Consider the following 5285-nt stretch of genomic DNA (forward strand, 5'->3'; position numbering starts at 1 on the left):
GCTCCGGCATCCAGAAGCGTAGCGAGTTCCTCATAGTCGTTGGTTTCAACCGCCTGATGCACAGGCGTCCACGGCTCCACTTCCACTGCGCGATCAGGTACCGGGTCGCGAGCCGTGCCCCGGCCGGTCGTAGAGTGAATGATCTTCGACCGTACATGTCACCAGGAGGTCCTCATGACACGCCCCGTCACGGTCGTCACCGGCGGCAGCCGGGGGATCGGCGCCGCGACCTGTCTGCGGCTCGCGGCGGACGGGCACGACCTGGTCGTCGGTTACGTCCGGGACGCCGCGGCGGCCGAGTCGGTCGCCGCGGGGGTGCGCGCGGCGGGCGGCCGCTGTGCGACCGTGCGCGTGGACACGGCCGTGGAGGCCGATGTGGAGCGGCTGTTCGACACGGCGCAGGAGCGCCTCGGGCCCGTCACCGGGCTGGTGAACAACGCCGGGGTGAGCGGTCCGCTGGGACGGCTGGCGGATACGGACACCGCCGATCTGCGCCGGGTCGTCGAGGTCAATCTCCTCGGCACGCTGCTGTGCTCGCGCCGCGCCGCCCGTCTCATGGCGGGCCGGGGCGAAGGTGTGATCGTGAACGTCTCGTCCGGGGCCGCCACACTGGGCAGCCCCGGGGAGTACGTCCACTACGCGGCGACCAAGGCCGCCGTCGACGCCCTCACCGTGGGGCTGGCGAAGGAACTCGGCCCGGATGGCGTCCGCGTCAACGCGGTCGCTCCCGGGGCGATCGACACGGAGATGCACGCGGCGATGGGCGATCCGGACCGCGCGCACCGCATGGCCGCCACGATCCCCCTGCGCCGGCCCGGAAAGGCGGAGGAGATCGCCGCCGCGATCGCCTGGCTGATGTCCGCGGAGTCCTCGTACACCACCGGCGCGGTGCTGCGCGTGGCGGGCGGCCGGTAGGACCACGAGGTCAGCCCGTCATCTTCCCTGCGGGCGCGGTGAGTTCGGGGCGGGTGCGGAGCATGCCCGTCGGCCTGTTCCGCGCCCGGACGCTCAGGCCGCCTCGATGATCTCGCCGCGGATCGCCTCGGCCCACTCGACCACCAGCAACTCGTACTCCTCGCGCTCCTGGGCCGACAGGGATCCGCCCGCACGCAGCCACAGGGCCCGGATGTGTTCGTTCACCTCGGCGGCAGACCGCATGGAACCAGGGGGTGCGAAATCGGGGGACATGCGGACAAGCCTAGGGGCAAGCACTGACACTGCGCTACCGCACCGCTACCGGGATCGTGGGGAGTCGGTCACGGGCGCGGCCGGTGGCCGCGGGCGGTCAGTTCGCCGACTCCGCCGCGTGCGGGCTGAGCACGCCCGCCGTCACCAGGGCGATGATGACGATGCCGAGCACCACCCGGTAGTAGACGAACGGCATGAAGCTCTTCGACGAGATGAACTTCATGAACCAGGTGATGACCGCGTACCCGGAGACGAAGGCGATCACCGTCGCGAAGAGCGTCGGACCCCAGGCGACGTGGTCACTGCTCATCGCGTCCTTCAACTCGAACGCCCCGGAGGCGAGGACGGCCGGAACGGCGAGCAGGAACGAGTACCGGGCCGCCGCCTCGCGCCGGTAGCCCATGAACAGGCCGCCGCTGATCGTGGCGCCGGAGCGGGAGACCCCCGGGATGAGGGCGCATGCCTGGCACAGGCCGTAGATCAGGCCGTCCCGGACGCCCAGGTTCTCCAGGGTCTTGCGCTGCTGGGGGGCGCGGTGCCGGCCGCCCTTCTCGTCGCGGGCCGCAAGCCGGTCCGCGAAACCTATGACGAGGCCGACGACGATCAGCATGGTCGCCGTGACCCGCAGATCCCGGAACGGCCCCTCGATCTGGTCCTTCAGCGTCACACCCAGCACGCCGATCGGGATCGAGCCGATGATCACCAGCCAGCCCATCTGGGCGTCGTGGTCGTGCCGCATCGCCTTGTCGAACAGTGACCGGAACCAGGCCGTGATGATCCGGCCGATGTCCTTGCGGAAGTAGATCAGCACCGCGGCCTCCGTGCCGATCTGGGTGATGGCCGTGAAGGCCGCGCCCGGGTCCCGCCAGCCGGAGAAGGCGGCGGTCAGCCGCAGATGTGCGCTGGACGAGACCGGGAGGAACTCGGTCAGCCCCTGGACGAGTCCGAGGACGAGGGATTCAAACCAAGACATGAAGGTGAGAGGTCCAAGCGCTGATCGGGGAAGCCGGGAAACGTGGTGATCACGTGTGTGAGGGGCAGCGTAGCGCCCCGGGGTGACAGGCCGGACACAGGGGTTCGCCCCCGGTCCCCGGCAGCCGACCGGGTGTCGACCGGGTGTTGACCGGCAGCCGACCGGGTGTTGACCGGGTGTCGACCGGCCGCCGGGCCGTCGCCGCCGTTGCGGCGGGTGGGGAAAGCATGCGGAACAGCGGGCTGCGCGAGGCGGGGGAGGCGGTGCTCACCCTGCGCCCGGAGTACCTGACCGATCCCGGGACGTACCTCGCCGCGACCACGATCCCGGCCAACGCCCCCGGAGGGGGAACGCGAGCGGTTCGCCCGCGCCCGGCGGGATCTCGCGCTCACCGGCTACCGGGCGCGACGTGAGGCAGTCGGCCCCGAGCCCCTGGACGCCCCACCGGGCCGCCGCCGCACTCGTACGCTCGGGCTCGCCGAGTGGCGAGAGGGCGGGCCGCGCGGTGCCGCAGGCGTCGCGGCGGCGACGGGGGAGCCTCGACCGGCTCTGACGGGGCGACGCGGCGCACCTGACCGAGTCCGCCGTAGGGGCCGAACAGCCCTCGGAGCACGCCGTGTTCGCACGGTGCGGTCGCCTCGACGTGCACCCGGCTCAGTAGCCCCGCGCCCGCGCGACGCGTCACGACGCGGCCCGGCCGACCCTGCGCGAGGCGGCAGGAGGCGCCGACGCCGCGGTCCTGGAGGCCGTCTGACGGTTCATCACGGGCGCAGATGGTGGCGCTTGCGCCAGGCCACCACGGCACCCGCCAGGGTCGGTACGGCGATGCACGCCACCGCGATCAGGAAGGCGGGCGACGTCGGCGCCGAGGCACGCGCGCCCGCCACGACATACGCGGCCGTGTTCGGGACCGAACCGAGCGCCGTCGCGAGCAGGAACGGCGGCCAGCCCATGCGGGAGACGGCGGCGCAGTAGTTCGCCGCCCAGAACGGCACGCCGGGGAACAGTCGCGCCGCCATCATCGAGCGGAATCCGTGCCGGCTGAGCTGGCCGTCGGCGGCCAGCAGCCAGCGCCCGCGCAGCAGCGGGCGGAGCGCGTCCTGGCCCAGCATCCGGCCCAGGCCGAACGCGATCGCGGCGCCCAGCACGGTGCCCACCAGCGCCGTGCCGAGCCCCAGTGGGGAGCCGAACAGGGCCCCGGCCGCCAGGTTGAGCAGCGGGCGCGGCACGAACGCCACCGTGCACAGCCCGTACGCCACGGCGAACACGGACGCCGCGGTGACCCCGCCGAGCTGCGGTGGCCAGCCGTGGGTGAGCAGCCGCTGCGGTTCGAACAGCAGCACGGCCGCGGCGGCGGCCGCGAGCAGCGTCACGAGCAGGGACAGTCGGGACCAGGGCGAGAGCAACGCGCGCGTGCAGCGCGCCGTGAATCCCGCGCGCGTGAGCGGCGGATCGGACGCCGTCGCGGGGACGGCGGCGGCCGATTCAGCGGCGGCCCGGGGAGAGGCCGTTGCGGTGCCCCCAGAGCGGTTGGTGGCATCGAGCATGCCGGTGACAGTAACCGACGTAGATGTCCGATCGACGTACGGTCCGTCGCATGCCACGTACGGACCGTCGTATGCCGGTCATCTCGTGGCCCCTCCTGTGCCGCCGGGCGCCGACCGAAAACCATTCGACGCGGGATACCACGTCGGCGATGATCGACGTCATGTTCCGGCACGTCTTCGTCCTCGCAGCATCCGCGGTCGCGGATGCCCCGAAGGCTGCCGTCCCGATCGTCGTGGCCGTCGACGGCGCCCGAAGCTGACCCTCTCCGGATCGTCCGGCGGACCCCGTAAGGGGAGGGTCGGTGCCTACCCGGGGTCCCCCACACCACTCACGAGGCTTCGAGGTACAGCCATGCCCAAGACGGCGTACGTGCGCACCAAACCGCATCTGAACATCGGCACGATGGGCCACGTAGACCACGGCAAGACCACCCTGACCGCCGCCATCACCAAGGTCCTGGCCGAGCGCGGCACCGGCGGCGGCACCCGGTACGTGCCGTTCGACCGCATCGACCGGGCCCCGGAGGAGGCGGCGCGGGGCATCACCATCAACATCGCGCACGTCGAGTACGAGACCGACACCCGGCACTACGCGCACGTCGACATGCCGGGTCACGCCGACTACATCAAGAACATGGTCACCGGCGCCGCGCAGCTCGACGGGGCGATCCTCGTCGTCTCCGCGGTCGACGGGATCATGCCGCAGACCGCCGAGCACGTGCTGCTCGCCCGGCAGGTGGGCGTCGACCACATCGTCGTCGCCCTCAACAAGGCCGACGCGGGCGACGAGGAGCTGACCGACCTGGTGGAGCTGGAGATCCGCGAACTGCTCACCGCGCAGGGCTACCCCGGCGACTGCGTACCCGTCGTACGGGTCTCCGGGCTCAGGGCCCTCGACGGGGACCCGCGCTGGACCGCCGCCGTCGAGGCGCTGCTGGACGCGGTGGACACCTATGTGCCGGTCCCGGAGCGCTGTCTCGACGCGCCGTTCCTGCTGCCCGTCGAGAACGTGCTCACCATCACCGGGCGGGGCACCGTGGTCACCGGGGCGGTGGAGCGGGGCACGATCCGGGTCGGCGACCGGGTCGAGGTGCCCGGCGCCGGCCTTGAGACGGTGGTCACCGGTCTGGAGACCTTCGGCAAGCCGATGCAGGAGGCGCAGGCCGGGGACAACGTGGCGCTGCTGTTGCGCGGGGTGCCGCGGGACGCGGTACGGCGCGGGCACGTCGTGGCGGCGCCCGGCAGCGTCGCGCCGAGCCGTCGCTTCGGTGCGCGCGTGTATGTGCTGTCCTCGCGCGAGGGCGGCCGGACGACCCCGGTGTCGACCGGCTACCGGCCGCAGTTCTACATCCGTACCGCGGATGTGGTCGGGGATGTCGACCTCGGTGCGACGGCGGTCGCGCGCCCCGGGGACACCGTCACCATGACGGTGGAGCTGGGCCGGGCGGTCCCGCTGGAGCCCGGGCTCGGGTTCGCCGTCCGCGAGGGCGGCCGGACGGTCGGCGCGGGCACGGTGACCTCGGTCGGCTGAGGGCGGCCCCGGCGCGGCTCCGGTGCGGCCGTGCGACCGGCCCGGC

5 protein-coding genes are annotated in these 5285 nt (G+C 72.6%); 2 read left to right on the plus strand and 3 right to left on the minus strand.

All coding sequences use genetic code 11. The features are described 5' to 3' along the window. Positions 1–174 precede the first annotated feature (174 nt). Complete coding sequence (locus ACWEKM_RS43355; RefSeq protein WP_451626812.1) at positions 175–915, plus strand: SDR family oxidoreductase; 741 nt, start codon at positions 175–177, stop codon at positions 913–915. A gap of 93 nt (positions 916–1008) precedes the next feature. On the opposite strand, the gene ACWEKM_RS43360 is transcribed toward ACWEKM_RS43355, so the two are convergent. The 3 genes from ACWEKM_RS43360 to ACWEKM_RS43370 all read right to left on the minus strand — a co-directional run bounded on the left by ACWEKM_RS43360 (position 1009) and on the right by ACWEKM_RS43370 (position 3708). Then, positions 1009–1188: a hypothetical protein gene (locus ACWEKM_RS43360; RefSeq protein ID WP_451626813.1), complete on the minus strand. Its 180-nt coding sequence runs from the start codon at positions 1186–1188 to the stop codon at positions 1009–1011. 97 nt (positions 1189–1285) lie between these two features. Next, positions 1286–2161 (minus strand): undecaprenyl-diphosphate phosphatase, encoded by an 876-nt coding sequence (locus ACWEKM_RS43365; RefSeq protein WP_451626814.1) that lies wholly within the window; start codon positions 2159–2161, stop codon positions 1286–1288. A 761-nt stretch (positions 2162–2922) separates the two neighbouring features. Next, the gene (locus ACWEKM_RS43370; RefSeq protein ID WP_451626815.1) at positions 2923–3708 is read right to left on the minus strand and encodes a TVP38/TMEM64 family protein; all 786 of its coding nucleotides are present in this window, start codon (positions 3706–3708) and stop codon (positions 2923–2925) included. Positions 3709–4060: 352 nt separating this feature from the next. Here ACWEKM_RS43370 and tuf point away from each other — a divergent pair, with 352 nt between their 5' ends. Beyond that, positions 4061–5239, plus strand: a complete 1179-nt coding sequence (gene tuf, locus ACWEKM_RS43375; RefSeq protein WP_451626816.1) for an elongation factor Tu — start codon at positions 4061–4063, stop codon at positions 5237–5239. The last annotated feature ends 46 nt before the right edge of the window (positions 5240–5285 follow it).

This window comes from Streptomyces sp. NPDC004752, from assembly GCF_053601275.1.

What these genes read in the sequence shown, in the direction of transcription:
- tuf (WP_451626816.1), top strand. Translation starts at nt 4,061, where the DNA reads ATGCCCAAGACGGCGTACGTGCGCACCAAACCGCATCTGAACATCGGC.
- ACWEKM_RS43365 (WP_451626814.1), bottom strand. Translation starts at nt 2,161, where the DNA reads ATGTCTTGGTTTGAATCCCTCGTCCTCGGACTCGTCCAGGGGCTGACC.
- ACWEKM_RS43370 (WP_451626815.1), bottom strand. Translation starts at nt 3,708, where the DNA reads ATGCTCGATGCCACCAACCGCTCTGGGGGCACCGCAACGGCCTCTCCC.
- ACWEKM_RS43360 (WP_451626813.1), bottom strand. Translation starts at nt 1,188, where the DNA reads ATGTCCCCCGATTTCGCACCCCCTGGTTCCATGCGGTCTGCCGCCGAG.
- ACWEKM_RS43355 (WP_451626812.1), top strand. Translation starts at nt 175, where the DNA reads ATGACACGCCCCGTCACGGTCGTCACCGGCGGCAGCCGGGGGATCGGC.